Origin of the sequence: Kribbella soli, from assembly GCF_004331345.1 — a bacterium.
Lineage (GTDB): Bacteria > Actinomycetota > Actinomycetes > Propionibacteriales > Kribbellaceae > Kribbella > Kribbella soli.
Map to the genome: position 1 here is coordinate 154,083 of NZ_SJJZ01000006.1, position 16,168 is coordinate 170,250.

18 protein-coding genes are annotated in these 16,168 nt (G+C 68.6%); 13 read left to right on the forward strand and 5 right to left on the reverse strand.

What is annotated here, in order from left to right; all coding sequences use genetic code 11:
* The first annotated feature begins 14 nt into the window (after positions 1-14).
* Positions 15-542, forward strand: coding sequence for a DinB family protein (locus E0H45_RS39785; protein ID WP_131347573.1), 528 nt, complete (start codon positions 15-17; stop codon positions 540-542).
* Positions 539-1,420, forward strand: a complete 882-nt coding sequence (locus E0H45_RS39790) for an alpha/beta hydrolase (protein WP_131347575.1) — start codon at positions 539-541, stop codon at positions 1,418-1,420. The genes E0H45_RS39785 and E0H45_RS39790 overlap by 4 nt, the downstream gene beginning before the upstream one ends.
* Here the strand turns inward: E0H45_RS39790 and E0H45_RS39795 are convergent.
* Complete coding sequence (locus E0H45_RS39795; protein WP_131347577.1) at positions 1,417-2,154, reverse strand: hypothetical protein; 738 nt, start codon at positions 2,152-2,154, stop codon at positions 1,417-1,419. The genes E0H45_RS39790 and E0H45_RS39795 overlap by 4 nt on opposite strands.
* A gap of 50 nt (positions 2,155-2,204) precedes the next feature.
* On the reverse strand, positions 2,205-3,065 hold the full coding sequence (locus E0H45_RS39800) for a LysR family transcriptional regulator (protein ID WP_131347579.1): 861 nt from the start codon (positions 3,063-3,065) through the stop codon (positions 2,205-2,207).
* Positions 3,066-3,140: 75 nt separating this feature from the next.
* Between E0H45_RS39800 and E0H45_RS39805 the strand changes: the two genes are divergently transcribed.
* From E0H45_RS39805 to E0H45_RS39840, 8 genes are read left to right on the forward strand one after another with little or no spacing between them, the layout of a single operon-like run.
* A complete protein-coding gene (locus E0H45_RS39805; protein WP_131347581.1) occupies positions 3,141-3,662 on the forward strand; it encodes a dihydrofolate reductase family protein in 522 nt (173 codons plus the stop codon).
* Between the two features lie 39 nt (positions 3,663-3,701).
* Positions 3,702-4,715 carry a LacI family DNA-binding transcriptional regulator gene (locus tag E0H45_RS39810; protein WP_131347583.1) on the forward strand — a complete coding sequence of 338 codons (1,014 nt, stop codon included), beginning with the start codon at positions 3,702-3,704 and terminating at the stop codon, positions 4,713-4,715.
* Between the two features lie 40 nt (positions 4,716-4,755).
* A complete protein-coding gene (locus tag E0H45_RS39815; protein ID WP_131347585.1) occupies positions 4,756-5,718 on the forward strand; it encodes a Gfo/Idh/MocA family protein in 963 nt (320 codons plus the stop codon).
* 11 nt (positions 5,719-5,729) lie between these two features.
* Entirely contained in the window at positions 5,730-6,743 is a 1,014-nt protein-coding gene (locus E0H45_RS39820) for a Gfo/Idh/MocA family protein (protein WP_131347587.1), read from the forward strand.
* Positions 6,744-6,746: 3 nt separating this feature from the next.
* Positions 6,747-7,571 carry a Gfo/Idh/MocA family protein gene (locus tag E0H45_RS39825; protein ID WP_131347589.1) on the forward strand — a complete coding sequence of 275 codons (825 nt, stop codon included), beginning with the start codon at positions 6,747-6,749 and terminating at the stop codon, positions 7,569-7,571.
* Entirely contained in the window at positions 7,568-9,094 is a 1,527-nt protein-coding gene (locus E0H45_RS39830; protein WP_131347591.1) for a hypothetical protein, read from the forward strand. Before E0H45_RS39825 ends, E0H45_RS39830 begins: the two co-directional genes overlap by 4 nt.
* Positions 9,095-9,151: 57 nt before the next feature.
* Complete coding sequence (locus E0H45_RS39835; RefSeq protein ID WP_238155663.1) at positions 9,152-9,841, forward strand: 2OG-Fe(II) oxygenase; 690 nt, start codon at positions 9,152-9,154, stop codon at positions 9,839-9,841.
* Between the two features lie 46 nt (positions 9,842-9,887).
* Positions 9,888-11,441, forward strand: coding sequence for an HNH endonuclease signature motif containing protein (locus E0H45_RS39840; RefSeq protein WP_165546778.1), 1,554 nt, complete (start codon positions 9,888-9,890; stop codon positions 11,439-11,441).
* Between the two features lie 24 nt (positions 11,442-11,465).
* Here the strand turns inward: E0H45_RS39840 and E0H45_RS39845 are convergent, their stop codons facing one another.
* On the reverse strand, positions 11,466-12,104 hold the full coding sequence (locus E0H45_RS39845) for an SGNH/GDSL hydrolase family protein (RefSeq protein ID WP_131347596.1): 639 nt from the start codon (positions 12,102-12,104) through the stop codon (positions 11,466-11,468).
* A gap of 72 nt (positions 12,105-12,176) precedes the next feature.
* Between E0H45_RS39845 and E0H45_RS39850 the strand changes: the two genes are divergently transcribed.
* From E0H45_RS39850 to E0H45_RS39860, 3 genes are read left to right on the forward strand one after another with little or no spacing between them, the layout of a single operon-like run.
* Positions 12,177-12,614, forward strand: coding sequence for a GNAT family N-acetyltransferase (locus tag E0H45_RS39850; RefSeq protein ID WP_131347598.1), 438 nt, complete (start codon positions 12,177-12,179; stop codon positions 12,612-12,614).
* 2 nt (positions 12,615-12,616) lie between these two features.
* Complete coding sequence (locus E0H45_RS39855) at positions 12,617-13,486, forward strand: LLM class flavin-dependent oxidoreductase (protein WP_131347600.1); 870 nt, start codon at positions 12,617-12,619, stop codon at positions 13,484-13,486.
* A gap of 33 nt (positions 13,487-13,519) precedes the next feature.
* On the forward strand, positions 13,520-14,482 hold the full coding sequence (locus E0H45_RS39860) for a formylglycine-generating enzyme family protein (protein WP_131347602.1): 963 nt from the start codon (positions 13,520-13,522) through the stop codon (positions 14,480-14,482).
* Here E0H45_RS39860 and E0H45_RS39865 read toward each other — a convergent pair.
* Together E0H45_RS39865 and E0H45_RS39870 are read right to left on the reverse strand one after the other, a co-directional pair.
* Complete coding sequence (locus E0H45_RS39865; protein WP_131347603.1) at positions 14,466-15,689, reverse strand: MFS transporter; 1,224 nt, start codon at positions 15,687-15,689, stop codon at positions 14,466-14,468. The two genes, E0H45_RS39860 and E0H45_RS39865, sit on opposite strands and share 17 nt — an antisense overlap.
* Complete coding sequence (locus E0H45_RS39870) at positions 15,686-16,153, reverse strand: MarR family winged helix-turn-helix transcriptional regulator (RefSeq protein WP_131347605.1); 468 nt, start codon at positions 16,151-16,153, stop codon at positions 15,686-15,688. The genes E0H45_RS39865 and E0H45_RS39870 overlap by 4 nt, the downstream gene beginning before the upstream one ends.
* Between the last annotated feature and the right edge of the window lie 15 nt (positions 16,154-16,168).

Sequence of the window (16,168 nt, forward strand, 5' to 3'; positions counted from 1 at the left end):
GGTTGATTGTCGGCATGCGTACACCGACTACAACACCGGCGCAGGCGGCCGGGATGCTCCGGCGGGACCAGGACCTGTTGCTGAGCCGGATCGAGGGATTGAGCGAGGACGAACTGCGGGCGCCGTACGACGTGACCGCCGGGCCGCTCGGGGACTTCTGCGACTCGCTGCACGACCTGGTCGCGCACGTACTGATGTGGGACGAGATCACCCTTGCCGTACTGCGGGACGCCCGGGCGGGACGCCCGCACTGGAGTCTCGATCCGCGGTGGGAGACCGCCGAGATCGGGCGCGCGCTCAACCTCGGCGGCGTCGAGGCGGGCCGGCGGATCCCGTCCGAACTGGTGCTGCACCGGTTCCACAGCGTCGGCGACGCACTCGTCGACGAGATCTCGCGGTACGACGAGGAGACCTGGACGGAGCCGTCGACGGGCGCCGGGTTCGACGGCGGGATCGGGGCGCTCGCGGAGTACGTCTCGACGACGCCCGACGGGATCCTGTTCGCGCACGCGGCACGTCACCTGCAGCCGGTGAGCGCATGACGCCCGAGCTGGTCGACAGCCCGGAGTACGGGTCCGAGACCGACGCGCTGCTGAAGGTGCTTGCCGATCAACCCGGCTACCCCGGGCTCGATCCCCATCAGGCGTTGCTGCTGGACCGGGAGGATCTGCCGGATCCGGCGCTGGCGGGTGAGCGTGATCCGCGGCCGGGGATCGAGGACATCGTGATCGAGCTGCCGGGGCGGTCCCTCGACGCACGGATCTACCGCATGTCGCCGGAGCCTCGGCCGGTTCTGCTCTGGCTGCACGGTGGTTCGTTCATCGGCGGGCATCTGCGCGACATCGAGTACGCGACCTCCGGGATCGCTGCCGACAGCAACGTTACCGTTGTCTCCCTCAACTATCGGCTCGCGCCGGAGAATCCTTATCCAGCAGGGCTTCTGGACGTTCACGACACACTGCAATGGATCCGCGAGAGTCTCAGCTCAGACGGGCGGATCGCGGTGGGCGGGCAGAGTGCAGGCGCGGCGCTGGCTGCCGGGGCGTGCCTGCTCGCTCGAGATGAAGGTGGTCCGCTCCCCGACCGTCAGATCCTGTGTTACCCGACGTTGGACCTGCACCCGGACGTCGAGTGGCACGAGTGGTACTTCCCCGCGGACGACGTATCCACAACCGCCGTGCCGCTGCGGGCCGACTCGCTTGCGGGGCTTCCGCCGGCGCTGATGCTTGCGGCCGGGCGGGACTCGTTGCGCGATGACGCGCTGGCGTATGCGGGTCGCCTGGAGCAGGACGGCGTACCGACGCGACTGGTCGAGTACGCGGACACGATGCACGCGTTCCTGAACTTTCCGGCCGCACTGTCTGCCGGCCGGCACGCGGTCGAACTGATCGCCGCGGACCTCCGTACTGCGTTTTCCTAGTGGTCGGCGCGGTGGGTGAAGAAGCGGGCCGGGTTGCCGGCGGCGCGCGGGTTCGACGCCAGCCAGACGGTGAACGAGTCGGGGTGACGGCGTTCGAGTTCGTCGAGGTAGGCACGACGTACGTCGACCATCGCCTGTCTCCGGTCCGGGCCCATCGCGCGCTGGAGCTGGTTGAAACTTCGTCGCCAGGCGAGGCACAGCTCCTCGTCGCTCAGTTCGCCGACGCTCCGCACCACGGCGACCAGGTACTTCGGCATCGGCCAGTCCGCAGCCGGGTCAGCTTCGGCCTGGACAGCGTTCAGCTGACGGTTCGATGCCTTGGGCAACCTGATCGACCGGCGAGGCAGTGTCGTCCGGCGAGGCAGTGTCCGCGCCGGCCGGTCGGCCCGGCCTGAGCGCAACCAGCCGACAACCGGCGGGGATACGCCGACCATCAGCAGGATCAGCGTCGCTGTGCGGGCCCCGATCGCGGCGGCGTACCCGCAGATCGCGAGTACGAACAGTCCGCCGAACACCGCGCCGCGGGGAACCATGTAGAGCAGGTCCGAGGTCGGCAGATCGCGGCCGAGACCGACGCTGAGACAGATGGCTCCGGCGGTGAAGGCGGCGACCATGAAGACCGCCAGGTTCGTCGCCGGCGACACGAACACCAAAGAAGTGACCACACCGAGACTGGCCAGCAGTCCCACGGCTGCCCGCCAGATCCGGAGATACCGCAGCTCTACGTCCACCATGCTCCCCCGGTTCCCCGTCGACCGGTCTCCAACCCGGAGTCGAACGGCTCCTACTCCAGTGTTACTCGTTTCAGGGCTGCAATGAAGGCCGCCGTCGCCGGCGGGTCGGGAGGTTCGCCGTACGTCGCAAGCAGGATCCGGCGAACGATCGGCAACTCTGTCGATCGCACCCCGTCGGCGAGGTGCGACCGCAGCGCCAGACCGGGCGTGGTGGTGACACCGAGACCAGCGCGAACGAGAGCCTGCTTGACGATCACATCGTCGCTGGTGAACGCGATCCGGGGCGTGAAGCCGGCCTCCGCACAGTGCTGCAGCAGCTCGCGGCGGCAGTTCACGCAGCCCGCGATCCAGTCGGACTCCCGATGGTCGGCGAGCGTTTCGCCGGTTCGGCGGCTGAGCAGATGGATCGGGTCGTCGCGCAGGTACGTGTACCGGATGCCGTCGTCCGGCTGGTCGTGGCCGTACCGGAAGACGATCGCGAGATCGATCTCACCCGCGCGGAGCTGCTGGACGGCGACCAGCGGGTGGACGTCGGTGAGTTCGAACTGGATGTTCGGGTGCTCGCGGCGGAGCTCGGCCGCCGCGGATGGGACGAGTTCGCTGAGCGCCGAGCTGAAGGCGCCGACCCGGACCAGGCCGGAGCGCAGGCCGACCATGGCAGCGAGCTCGGCGTCGGCGGCGTCGACACGGCCGACGATCTCCGCGGCGCGGCGCGCGAGCACCTCGCCCTCGGGGGTCAGGCGGATGCCACGACCGGCCTTCTGGACGAGCTTCGCTCCGGTCGCAGCCTCCAGCCGGGCGAGATGATGACTGACGGTGGGCTGCGTGTAGTGCAGTGCCGCGGCCGCCGCGGTCACCGAACCGTGCGCGGCGACTGCGGCCAGCACGCGCAGCCGGATGAGATCGAGCATGTATCGACGCTATCTATGCTTCCGTCTCGGCATTGGCATTAGACGCATGGATCAGACCGGGGGGAGGCTGGACGCATGACCGGCACAGTGATCTGGCACATGACGATGTCCCTCGACGGCTTCATCGGGGACCGCGACGACGGGGTCGGCTGGATGTCCCCTGCCGACGGCGGCCCGTCCGGGCTCGGCGCCGAGGTGATCGCGACGTGCGGCGCGTTCCTGTGCGGCGGCAAACTGGTCGAGGTCTTCGGCGAGAACCGTCCGTACGGCGGAGCTTGGCAGGGCCCGATCCTCATTTACACGCACAAGGACCCGGCCACGAACCCGATCCCGGAGTTCACGTACGTCTCCGGCGACATCCGGGACGGGGTGGCGCGAGGCCTGGAGGCAGCCGCCGGGAAGAATCTGGTGGTCACGGGCGGCGCGGTGCCCCGCCTCGCGCTGGAGGCCGGCTTGGTGGACGAGATCGTCCTCCACATCACCCCCGTCCTGCTGGGCGAAGGCATCCGCTTCTACGACAGCCCCGGCGTACAGCCCACCAAACTCCGAGTCCGCACCGCCGAAAACCTCAGCTTCCGCCTCGAGGTCGTGAAGTAGAGGTGTGCAACCGGTTGCACGGAACCTTATGGTGTGGGCATGGCATCACGGGCCGGCCGCGCGCCGGGGGTCACCATCGGCGACGTCGCGGCCGCCGCCCAGGTTTCGCGGTCGACGGTGTCGCGCGCCTTCACCCGGCCGCAACTGCTCAGCCAGGAGACCGTCGAGCACGTCCGCGCGGTCGCGGTCCGGCTCGGGTACGTCGGCAACCAGGCGGCGCGGGCGCTGTCGACGGGACGGTTCGGGAACATCGCGGTCGTCGTACCGGATATCGCGAACCCGTTCTTCCCGCCGCTGGTGCGGAGTCTGCAACTGGCCGCGGAGACCGCCGACCTGGCGGTGTTCCTCGGTGATTCCGACGAGTCCGCGGAGCGGGAGGCCAAGCTGATCGCCCGGCTGGCGCCGCAGGTCGAGGGGTTCGTGCTGGCCTCGCCGCGGCTGTCCGAGACGTTGATCCGCGAGTTGGCCGCGACACGTCCCGTCGTACTGGTCAACCGTGATCTGGACGGGATCCCGCGGGTGCTGATCGACTCGTCGGGTGGGATGACCGAGGCTGTGCTGCTGTTGAAGAAGTTCGGTCACGAGCGGCTCGCGTACCTGGCCGGGCCGCGCGACTCGTGGTCGGACCAGCAGCGGCGGGAGGCTCTGACGCAGACATCCGCCAAGGCTGGGCTGACGGTGGAGATCGTCGAGGTCGGGCGGCCGACCTACGCGGCCGGGCGGGACTCGGTGTCTGCGGTCGTCCGATCGGGAGCGACCGCGGCGATCGCGTTCGACGACGTGGTGTCGCAAGGCGTGCTGGCCGGGCTCGAGGTACGCGGCATCTCGGTACCGGCGGACTTCAGTCTGGTCGGCTGCGACGACACCCTCGCCGCCCTGACCACGCCGGCGCTGACCAGCGTCTCGGCCGGTGCCGCAACCGCCGGTACGGCGGCCGCGAAGCTGCTCGTCAACGTACTGGAGGGCGCCGAGCCGAGCGCTGAGTGCGTCACGATCGCGACCCACCTGGTGACGCGCGCGACGACCGCGGCGGCGCCGAAGTCGACGCCCTGATGCGTTGACGTGCAACCGGTTGCATGCTGGAATCACGATCATGACGCGTATCGCCATCGCCGGCGCCGCCCATCCGCACGTGGCCTATGCGACCGCGGAGGTCGATCAGGTCGCCGAGTACGAGCTGGTCGCGGTGGCTGATCCGTCCCGCGAGACCGCCGAGCGCTGGGCCGCGCCGTACGACGCCAAGGTGTTCACCGACCACCAGCAGATGCTGCGCGAGGTCGAGCCGGACGTCGTCATGGTCGCCGGCATCTACGGCGACCGCGGCCAGGTTGTGGTCGACGCCCTGAACGCCGGCTGCCACGTGATCGCCGACAAGCCGCTGTGCACGACACTCGAGGACCTCGACGCGATCGCGGAGGCTGCGGACCTCACCGGCCGCCACGTGACCCTCCTGCTGGAGAAGCGGTACTACCCCGTCACCCTCGCCGCCCTGAGCATCGCGGATCAACTCGGCACGATCCACGGCGTGACGTCGTCCGGCCCGCACAAACTGAACCGCCCGACCCGGCCGGCTTGGTTCTTCGAGCGCGCGCGGTACGGCGGACTCCTCAACGACCTCGCCGTCCACGACATTGACGCCGCACTGCTCTTCACCGGACTGACCAGCGGGACCGTGAGCGGCTCGATCGTGGACAGCTCGTACGGCGTCGCGACGCTGAGCGGACCCGGTGCGGTCATCACCGCGGGTGTGGACTGGATGAACCCAGCCGGCTCACCCGTGCACGGGGACTACCGGATGAAGCTCGTCGGCACCGGAGGCACCGCCGAACTGCTCTGGGCACGCAACCGCCTCGTCCTCACCACGACCGACCTGGCGCCACACGACGTACCGCTGCCTGCTGGTCATCGCCCGGCAGAGCCCGTCCTGCAGGCGCTTGCTGCGGGCAACGAACCGGACATCACCACCGAGCGCGGCCTACTGGCGACGCGACTCGCACTCCTCGCGCAACGGTCCGCCGAGAACGGCGGCGTACCCATCTCCTGGACGACCGACTGAAGAGAGGTCCTATGCGTTTCGCCCTCATCGGTGCCGGCGCGATCGGCGCCGTGCACGCTCGCCTCATCGAAGCCCTCGGCGACGAGGCCGTCCTGGCCGCCGTTGTCGACCAGAGCCTCGACCGCGCCGGCAAACTCGTCTCGGAGTACGGCGGTCGGGCCTATGCGACACCAGCCGAGGCGTACGCCGCGGAAGAGATCGACGCCGTCGGGATCTGCCTGCCGAGCGCACTGCACGCCGACGTCGCCATCGAGGCACTGCGGGCCGGTAAGCACGTGATCGTCGAGAAGCCGGTCGACATAACGCTGGCCGCCGCCGACCGGTTGATCGCGGCGCAGCGGGAGACCGGGCTGACCGTCTCGGTAATCAGCCAGCGCCGCTTCCAGCCGCCGGTCGCGCAGATCCGCGCCGCGATCGACAGCGGCGCCCTCGGTCGCGTGACGTCCGGGATCGCGGAGTCGGCGTTCTTCCGGCCGCAGTCGTACTACGACGGCGACGACTGGCGCGGCACCCTCGCGATCGACGGCGGCGGCGCCCTGATGAACCAGGGCATCCACGCGCTCGACCTGCTGGTCTGGATGCTGGGTCGCCCGGTCCAGGTGAGCGCGCAGACCGGTCGGCTCGCCCACTCGGGGATCGAGGTCGAGGATCTCGCCGGTGCATCGATCGTCTTCGAGAGTGGGGCGATCGGGCTGATGCTCGCCAGTACCGCGGCCTACCCGGGCCGTCCGGTGCGGTTGACGATCCACGGCGATCAGGGGACGGCGGTCCTCGACGACGATCAGCTCGCGTACTTCGCCGCGGCGGACGCTGCGGAACCCGAGGCAGCCGTGCTGGCGGGGCCGGACGGGTGGGGACCGGTCGAGCTCGCGCATCTCGCGCAGTACCGCGACTTCATCGCTGCTGTCCGTGAAGGCCGCCCGTCGGCTGTGACGCTGGAGGCAGGGCGGCGGTCGTTGGCGACTGTGCTCGCTGTCTACGAGTCCGCCCGTTCAGGGCAACCGGTCGAACTGAAAGAGGACTGACCCATGCCGCTGCGCGTCGCCCTGGTCGGCACCGAGAACAGCCACGCCGACGAGATCGTCCGGCATCTGAACGTCGATCCCGTCGCTGACACCGCCCGCATCGTCGCGCTCGTCGGCGCGGATGACGAACGCAACCGCAAGCTCGCCACAACCGGTGGCATCACCGAGCTTGTGCCGACCTCATCCGAGTTGCTCGGCAGCGTGGACGCGCTGATCGCCACCAATCGGGACGGCGCGTTGCACCGTGAGCACGCCGTACCGTTTCTGGAGGCAGGCGTCCCGGTGTGGGTGGACAAGCCGTTGGCCGCGAGTACGGCGGATGCGCGGGCGATCCTGGATGCGTCACAACGCGGTGGTGCGCCGGTGACGTCGTACTCCGCTGTGCGCTGGGTCGCGGACGCGGATGCACTCGCCGCGGCCTCGGTCGGTGAGCTGCAGGCAGTCACTGTGACCGGGCCTGCTGATCCGGACAGTGAGTACAGCGGGATCTTCTTCTACGGGATTCATGCGGCTGATCTGGCACAGCGGTTGGCTCCTGGCGAGCCTGGTCCCGTGACGGTCGAGCGCGTTGGATCCACTGTTGTCGTGCGCTACGTGTGCGGCGGGGTGCTGGTGACGTTGCAGTTGGTGAAGCCAACGGACGACGGGCGGGTGCCGTTCCATGCCGAGCTCGTCGGGCGGACGGGGCTGGTGAGTCGCGACGTACGGCTCGACTCGGAGTACGTCGTACCTGGGCTGAAGGTCTTCCTCGGGATGCTCGAGACCGGGGAGCGACCGCTCGACGACGCGACGATGCTGGCCCCGATCATGGTGCTGGAACAGGTGTGAGGCGCCTCGTTGCGTTGCTCGCGCTGTTGCTCGTTGGCGGGTCGGTGACGCCGGCGGCTGCTGAGGTGGGTGCGCCGACGATCACTATCGAGGCGCCTGCCGACAGCGCGGGTTCGGTGACTGTTCGCGGGCATTATGAGCAGGTGTCGGGGATCCAGTTGGTCGTCGATGCGCAGCGGATCATGCCGGTGGCGATGGATGCGGCGACCGGGACGTGGAGTGCGACGGTCGATCTTCGGGACGTGGACGGGACGGTCGGGCTCGCGGCGTACGGGAAGAACCTGCAGACGCTGTACAACCAGTGGTCGGCGTTCGTCTCGGTGAACGTGCACAACCCGCGGGCAGCGAAACCGACGGTCGTTGTCACGTCGCCGGCTCTGGGTGGGGCCGTTGAGGGGTTGCGGTTCGAGGCGACGGTCGCGGTTTCGTCGCGTCGTCCTGTGCAGCGGGTCGAGGCGCGTGTCAACGGTGGTGCGTGGCGGACTGCTGTTCGGGTGGCCGGTGGGTATCGCGTTCTTTTGGTTGCTGCGAAGGGTTTCGCCGGGATCGAAGCGCGAGCGGTCGACGTGACGGGACAGGTTGGTTTGTCTGCGAGTACGTACGTCGCGGTTGGCGGTGCGATGCAGCCGGTGCAGCAGCGGTACTCGCAGGACCGGGCGATGTGGGTGTGGGAACAGGACTCGTACCCGGCGGTCTTCGATCGGGCAGCGCGGGACAAGCTCGGTCGATTCATGGACGACACGACGACGTTCGGGTCGGATCCGGTGCGGACGTTGTACTTGGGCGTCGCGGCGTACCAGGGTCGGGACATGCTGCGGGACTCGCGGCGTCAGGTCGCGGCGTTCGTTCGGTGGGCGCGTGGGCGCGGGTACCACGTGCAGGCGGTGATCGCGGGTGGGACGGTGCCGCCGTACCTGGGTGCGTTGCCGCAGTACCAGCACATCGCGGCGAGTGAGTTCACGAAGGTGCTCGACTACAACCTCGCCGTACCGGCTGATGCGCGGTTCGACGGGGTGAACGTGGACATCGAGCCGTACCTGCTGCCGCAGTGGAAGGAGCCGGGTACGACGCTGCCGACGGTGTGGCTCGATCTGCTGCAGAAGTTCATGCAGTTGCGGGACGCGTCCGGGCAGCAGTTGCTCGTCGGGCCGGCGATCCCGTTCTGGTTCGACAGCTCGGACTGCTGTACGGCGATCACGTGGCACGGGAAGACTGCTCCGCTGAGCGACCATGTGCAGGATCTCACCGACTACGTCGCGCTGATGGACTACACCGATACTGCTAGCGGAATCATTGCGCGCGCCTCGCATGAGATTGCGTACGGCGCTCCGCAGTCTGTGGTCATCGGGGTGGAGAGCAAGGACCTGTCGGGGACGGGCGATCCGGAGACGGTGACGTTCTACGAGGAGGGGCGCGCGTACATGGAGTCCGAGCTGGACAAGGTGTATGCGGCCGAGACCTCACCTGCTTTTGCGGGGATTGCCATGCATCACTACGGCAGCTTGCTGGTGCTCCCGAAGTAGCCCTCACATACCTGTCGGCTGTGCCGTTCCACAGGTATGAACAAGTACGAACGACGCGTGGCCGGAGCCGACTGGGACGCTGTGGCCGCTTCGGTTGATGATCTCGGTTGTGCGCCGCTGCCACAGTTGCTGACACCGACCGAGGCGGTGCGGATCGCCGGGATGTACGACGACATACAGCGGTTCCGGGCGACGATCGACATGGCGCGGCATCGGTTCGGCGAGGGACAGTACCGGTACTTCGATCGGCCGTTCCCGGAGGCTGTGGAGGCGTTGCGGCAGGCGCTGTATCCGCGGCTTTTGCCGATCGCGCGGGAGTGGTATTCGAGGCTCGGACGCGAGGCGGAGTGGCCGGACACGCTCGACGAATGGCTCGACGTGTGTCATAGGGCGGGGCAGGCGCGGCCGACGCCGATCCTGCTGCGGTACGGCGCGGGCGACTGGAACGCCTTGCATCGTGATCTCTATGGCGACAAGGTGTTTCCGCTTCAGGTCGTGATCAACTTGAACGACCCCGGCGTCGATCACACCGGCGGTGAGTTCCTGCTGGTCGAGCAGCGGCCTCGGGCGCAGTCGCGGGGTACGTCGACGCTGATCCCGCAGGGGCATGGGTTGGTATTCACGACGCGCGATCGTCCGGTGAAGTCGGCGCGTGGCTGGTCGGCCGCGCCGGTGCGGCACGGCGTGTCCGCGATCCGCTCGGGGCAGCGCCATACGCTCGGGTTGGTTTTCCACGACGCTAAGTGACGGACTGATTTGGCTTTGCGTCGTATTCGAACGTATGATCGGATACATGAGCGAGTGTCCGGTCGACGAGCCTTCTGGGGAGGGGTCTGCTGGGCGTGCGCGGCTGTCTGTGGTTCCGGAGGATGGGTTAGCGGTTCTGCGGGATCGGTTGCGACGGGACGCGGAGGTTGCTGGGCGGTTCGGGTTGCTGGGGCGGTACGACGTACCGGACGACCCTGAGCGTGGTGTCGGGTTGTTCGAGGCGGTTGCGTTCCAGGACACGTCTCAGCTGAACGACTCCGGGTGGCAGGATCGGCTGGAAGCCATCGGCCGGTTGGAGGCGCGGCTGGCCGCGATGAAGGCAGAGGCGGTCGTTGGGTACGAGACCTCGCTGCGCGGGGTGTCAGCCGATCTGGGGCGCCGCCACCCCCAGCCTGGGGATCGGGCTGCCGAACCGGGCGAGCGTCGATGGGTGGCCGGGGATCTGCGGTCGACTGCCGATGAGCTCGCGTTGGTGTGGCAGATGCACAAGGGCGCTGCGATGGCGCGGATTCACACGTCGTGCGAATTGGTGCACAACTTTCCGGCCACGTTGCGGGCGCTGGAGGTGGGGCAGCTGACCGAGCGGGCCGCGTTCACGATCGTGCGGGAGTTGTCGGTCCTGGAGGAACCGGAAGCGAGGCGTGCGGCCGAGACGGCGGTGCTGGAGTGGGCCGGGAAGCATCCGTTGCAGAAGGTGAAGCAGGAAGCGCAGCGGGAGGCCGCTCGGCGTTCGCCGGACGCGCGGAGCAAGTCACATGCCCGGGCGATGGATGAGCGGTCGGTGCGGATCTTCCCGAGCAGTGACGGTACGGCTGAGCTGATCCATACGCAGGACGCTTTGGATGCGGGCGCGGTGATGAACAGTCTTACTCGCGCGGCGGCGTACCGGCGTCGTCACGGCGACCCCCGCTCCATGGATCAGCTGCGCGCCGACATCGCCCTGGCGCGGCTCCTGCCGCGAACTGACACTTGCGGGCCGGGGAAGCCAGTCGACAATGCAGACGTTGAACTGCACGACGACTCGACCGTTGGCGCAGACGCCACAGTGGTCATCCACGCGACCGGCGCCGAGATCCGCGCGCTGATCGACGGCGAGAACGGTAGCGGCGGGACGGCCGAACGCTACGGGCCGATTCCTCAGGAATCCTTGCGTAAGCACCTCACTCGCGCCCTGACTCGGAGCCTCCTCGGGGGCGCCGGCCGGTCCCGGATTGGCCTTCGGCTCAGCGATGAGCCGCCGACTGGGAAGCCGGACAGGTACACGCCGGATGCGGCTACTGATCGCTTCGTCCGTCTGCGCGATCGAACCTGCCAGTTCCCCGGGTGCAACCAGCCGGCCGAGTTCGCCGACGTCGACCACCGCGTCGCCTTCGCCGAAGGCGGCCGCACCACGACGGACAATCTCCATTGCCTTTGTCGGCACCATCACCGCCTCAAACACGAAGGTGGATGGGTCGTCACATCCGATCCCGATGGCACGACGACATGGGCCAGCCCTACGGGACGGCGCTACCGCACGCCTCCGCCTGATCGCAGCGGTACTGATCCACCCGACTCTGGAGAGCGCGTGATCGGGTAACCCGCCACGGGGGGTCGTGGCGGGTTACTCGGCTGCGGCCAGGTCGGAGCAGATGTCCCATGCCGCCTGGCGGAGTTGGGCGGTGGTGTCTGCAGTCAGGCCTTTCACCGGTACCTCGGTCCCGACCGGATCCTCGTTCAGCAAGGCGATGAGGAACACGCACGCCGCGAGGTAGCTGCCCGCAAGCGCGGGGTGGCTGTTGTCCGCGTCGTGCAGCGCGGGTTCGTCGTACTGGCTGAGGAAGCGCTCCCAGACCATTCCGACGGGTACGAGCGTCGCACCGAGCTCCGCCGCGGCGCCGCCGTACGCCTTGGTCAGCGCCTGCTGGGTCTCCGGTGCGTTCCGGCGAGCCCAAGTCAGGTAGAACGCGGTACGCGCACCGGCGGCGGTGATCGCCTGGTCGAAGTCGCGGGCGCTCTCGCGGAAGCGGTCCGGACTCTTGATCGGCAGCGTGCTCTGTTCCTGCAGTACGACGGTGTCGAAACCGCCGCTCGCGATCTCATCGAGCGCCTTGCCCGCGTTGAGGTGCTGCCGCAGCGATGCGCCGCCGGCCGAGATCAGCTTGTGCTCGATCTCGATGCCACGCGCCCCGGCCAGGCCCTTGATCAGCCCAGGCAGGTTGTTCCGTGAGGTGAAACTGTTACCAACGAAGAGAATCCGCACGACACGGACGCTACTACTCCCCCGGACCGAATCCGTTTGACCGCTGGCCGCGCCCGGCTGTTGGGTTGCGGGATGAGTGAGCTTCGGATCGTGCCGGTGACGGACGACCAGACGCTGCTGGACTGGCAGCGAGTGCACAACGAGATCATCCCGACGGCGCCGCTGTCGGTCGAGGAGATCCGCGAGCGGCTGACGCGGCACATCCTCGAGGTGGCGTACGACGGAGACATGCTCGTCGGGTGCTCCACGGTCCGCCCACCGTCCGAGGAGACCTCGGCGGCGGTGGTGATCGCTCGTGTGCTCCCGGCGTACCGGCGTCGTGGCTTCGGTACGGCGATCTACGAGCACTGCCTGCGGCGCGGGCGAGCCCTGGGCGACGGCGTCGAGACGCACATCCTCAGCAGCAACGAGGACGGCGTACGGTTCGCGAAGGCGCACGGGTTCGTCGAGGTGGAGACCTACCTGCTGCCGGGCGACACGATTCCGTTCATCGAGCTGAGAGCCGAGTGACGATGCGCTTTTCGATCAATATTCCGAACTTTGGGGACTTCGCCGACGCGCACACGGTCGCGCAGGTGGCGAAGGCTGCCGAGGAAGCCGGCTGGGACGGGCTGTTCCTCTGGGATCACGTGGTGCACAGCAAGGAGCGGCGGCGCGGACAGCCGTTCGGCGACCCGTGGATGCTGATGACAGCGGCCGCGCTGGCGACGTCGCGGATCAAGCTGGGTCCGCTGGTGACGCCGATCGCCCGGCGGCGGCCCGAGCAGCTCGCGCGGCAGGTCGCCACGCTCGACGGACTGAGCGGCGGCCGGGTGATCTTCGGCGCCGGACTCGGTGGGCCGATCGACGACGAGTTCGGCAGCTTCGGCGACGAGACGGACCCGAAAGTGCTGGCCTCGCGGCTGGACGAAGGCCTCGACCTGCTGGCGGCGTACTGGTCCGGTGAGCGGGTCGATCACGCCGGCGAGCACTACCGGGCCGACGACGTCGAGTTGCTGCCGGCAACGGTCCAGCAACCGCGGCCGCCGGTCTGGATCGCCGGCTACTGGCCGCGGAAGGCCCCGATGCGCCGGGCCGCCCGCTGGGACGGCGCCGTACCGCTGTTCAAGACCGCCAACCACGGCGAAGCCCCACCGGTCGACGAACTGCGCGACCTGGTCGCGTTCATCAACGACCAGCGCGCGGACCGCAGTACGCCGTACGACGTGATCGTCGGCGGCATCAGCCCGGCCGACCCCGCCCGCTCCCGCGCCCTCGTCGAACCACTGGCCGAGGCGGGCGCCACCTGGTGGGACGAACGCCAACTCATCACCGGCACCGACTTCTACCGCCTGGACCCCATCCTGCGCCGCATCGAACAAGGCCCACCGAACCTCGGCTGACCCCACGAGTGCAGCCGACCTAAGCTTGCACGCATGAGCGATGACCATCCGTCCTGTTGTGCGCCGGCGCGTGGTGAGGCAGCGGCGCCTCCGCCGGCGCGTGGGGAGCAGCGCGGGGAGCATGGGGTCGAGCAGGTTGTGCTCAGTGGTGGCTCGTTCGCGATGGGTAACAGCAACGGTGACGAGAATGCCGCCGACGGCGAGACACCGGTGCATCAGGTCGAGGTGGCGCCGTTCAGCATCGACGCGACCAGCGTGACGAACGCCGACTTCGCCCGCTTCGCCGATGCGACCGGTTACCGGACCGAGGCCGAGACCTTTGGGTACTCCGCCGTGTTCCATCTGGCGTTGGCCGCGGAACCGGACGAGGTGATGGGACCCGCGTCCGGGACCCCATGGTGGGTGGGTGTTCGCCAAGCAGACTGGCGGCACCCGGGCGGCTCGCGGTCCGATCTCGACGGGCTCGACGACCATCCAGTCGTCCATGTCAGCTGGAACGACGCGGTCGCGTACAGCAAGTGGGCGGGGCGACGGCTGCCGACCGAGGCCGAGTGGGAGTACGCCGCCCGCGGAGGTCTCGAAGGCGCACGGTACCCCTGGGGCGACGAGCTGATCGGCGACGAGCCAACCGACGGCGAGTGGCGTTGCAACATCTGGCAGGGCGAGTTCCCGCGGACGAACACCGAGGAGGACGGCTACCTGACCACCGCCCCCGTCCGCACCTTCCGGCCGAACGGCTTCGGGCTGTGGCAGATGGTCGGCAACGTGTGGGAGTGGTGCGCTGACTGGTTCGGCCCGCGCTACTACAAGTTCTCCCCCGCCGAGAACCCGCCCGGACCGTCGCTGGGCGCGGCCCGGGTGATGCGCGGCGGCTCGTACCTGTGCCACGACTCGTACTGCAACCGCTACCGCAACGCCGCCCGATCGTCGAACACGCCGGAGTCCTCGATGGGCAACGCCGGCTTCCGTACGGTCGGTCTCACGCGTCCTGAGTGACGGCAGGCCGCCGCAATCCCGGCGTACTGGCTGCAACCGCAGCAACGGCCGCGATGCATAGCAACGCCCCGGAGGCGAGCGAGGCGACCGGTGAGGTGAGCTGTGCGACGACGCCGCCGCGGAGGTTGCCGAGATCGGGACCGGCCTGGCCAACGATCTGCTCGGCGGCGCTGACCCGGCCGAGCAGCTCAGGCGGCGTATGCAACTGGACGATCGTGCTGCGGGAGACGACCGCAACGGTGTCCGCGGCGCCCGCGAACGCGAGGCACACCAACGCCAGCCAAGCAGCCGGCGAGAACGCGAACAGCAGCAACGCGATCCCCCACCCGGCCGAACCGCACAGCATCACCAGCCCGTGCCGCGGCAACCGGGTGAACGACCCGGAGAACAACGACGCGGCGACCCCGCCGACAGCGATCGCAGTCAGGAACAAACCGAGCGTCCGCGGGTTGTTGCCGAACCGCTCCGCGTTGATCACCGGGAACAAGCTGATCGGCATCGACAGCACGGTCGCGGCCAGGTCGGTGATCAGCGCGCCCCGGATCACCGGCGTCGCGACGACGAACGTCAACCCGTCCCAGACCCCGCGCAATCCTGGTTTCGCAACCCCCTCGATCTTCATGCGCGGTAGCCCGAGTACGCCGTACAGCGCGGCGAGGAAACTCACCGCGTCGACGAGGTAGCAGACACCGACGCCCCAGGTGCCGACGATCACGCCACCGAGCGCCGGCCCGAGCAGCATCGCACCTTGGAACCCGATCCGGTTGAGCGCGATCCCGGCGGCCAACTGGTCACGCGACAGCAACTGCGGCAACACCGTCCGCGCCACCGGCCCGGCAGTCGCGCCGAACGCCGACTGTACGGCGACCAGCGCCAGGAGCACGCCCACCGGGAACCGGCCGATCGCCAACTGACTGGCCATCACGGTCGCGGTCAGCAACTGTCCGATCGTGGTGATCAGGTAGATCTTGCGCCGCTCAAGCCGGTCGACAAGCGTGCCCGCGAACAGACCGAGCACGATCAGCGGCAATGCCTGCGCCAGTCCGACCGCGCCGGTCCAGGCCGGGCTCGCGGTCTGGTCCCAGACCTGGAACATCACCGCGACGAAGGTCAGCTGACCGCCGAACCCCGACAGCACCTGTCCGATCCACAACCGCCGGTACGTCAGGACCTTCAGCGGTTCGAGGTCGATGAACGCGCCCTTCACTGCAGCTTCTCCGCGATCCGGTCGTGGAAGCTCTTCCTGGCCAGCGCTTCCTCGACGTCGCGGACGACCTGAGTCATTGGGTACGGCACCTCGGCCTCGAGCTCGGCGAGGGCGGCCTCCGTCGCCCGCCACTCGGCAGCGAGCAGCTCGACGAGCTTCTTGGACTTGGCGGTGAGCGTGACCTGCTTGCTCCGCGCATCCGCACCCGGCACGGTCCGGACCAGGCCGGCGGTGCGCATCGCGGCCACCTTCTGACTGAGCGCCGAGTGCGTCCGACCGATCGCGTCGGCCAGCTCGGTGATCGTCATCGGCCCTTTGAGGTGCAGCTGGAGCAGCTCCCGCACGTACGTCGGTTTCAGCCCCTTGATGTCCCGATCGGTGTAGATCTGCCCGATCTCGGCATCCAGCCGCCCCAGCAACTCGTGCAACGGCCGCCACAAACTCTGCTCAGTGGGATCCTCCATGCGCCGATCATAACA